This is a genomic window from Nocardiopsis coralli, assembly GCF_014892575.1.
GTDB classification, from domain to species: domain Bacteria; phylum Actinomycetota; class Actinomycetes; order Streptosporangiales; family Streptosporangiaceae; genus Nocardiopsis; species Nocardiopsis coralli.
The window spans coordinates 1-780 of record NZ_JADBGI010000060.1 but is presented as its reverse complement, the minus strand read 5'-3'; the positions used below and the strand labels follow the sequence as shown (position 1 = coordinate 780).

The following is a 780-nucleotide window of genomic DNA, read 5'->3' as shown; positions in this document are numbered from 1 at the left end:
ACCGGAGGAGACGGGCACACCGGGGAAACCGGAGTGGCCCGGGAAATCGGGGGTGGTGGAGGGCGGGCCGGTGTTGGCGTTGGCGCCACCTGCGGTGGCGGTGGCGGTGGTGGTGACGCCGCCACCGGTGCCGCCGCCGGGGTCGGGGCCCGGTTCGGCGCCCGGCTCGGGGCCGGTGGCGGTGGTCGCCCCGGTGTTCCCGGTTGCCCCGGTGGTGTTGGCGCCACCTGCGGTGGCGGCGCCCGCGGCCCCGGCGGCGGGGTAGGCGACGCCGTCGGCGTCGTGGGCGTCGGTCTCGTTCTGGTCCTTGAAGGCGAAGCCGAAGCCCAGCAGCGCCGACAGCGGCACGGTGATGTTGATGACGGCCTTGGTGCCGGGCGGCTGCGAGCAACCACCACCAGCAGCAGTCGTGGGGCCATCGGCAGAGCCGCCAGGGCCAGAGCCGCCGGAGCCAGCGCCGTCGGCGTTGCCGCCGGTGTCGGTGTCACCGTCGACAGCGCCGTCGGCACCGCCGACCGGGTCGGCGCCAGCAGCAACGGTGGTGGTACCGGCGAAGCCGTTGCCGTTGGTGGTGCCGTGGCCGTGGTGGCCGTGGGCGAAGCCCGCGGCCGCGATGAGGGCGTCGTAGGTGCGCGCGTAGCGCGAGGTCAGCGCCTCACCCGCGGGGATGAGCTCGATGTCGGCACCGGTACCGGGGGTGGCGCCTTCGGCGCCACCCGCGTTGGTGCCCACGCCGTTGGCGTCGGTGGTCTTGTCGGTGGTGCCGTAGGGGGCGGTGAA

1 pseudogene is annotated in these 780 nt (G+C 75.3%); it reads right to left on the bottom strand.

The window, feature by feature from the left end:
• Positions 1-780: pseudogene (locus IDM40_RS27755) on the bottom strand (HNH endonuclease signature motif containing protein); the annotation flags it as partial.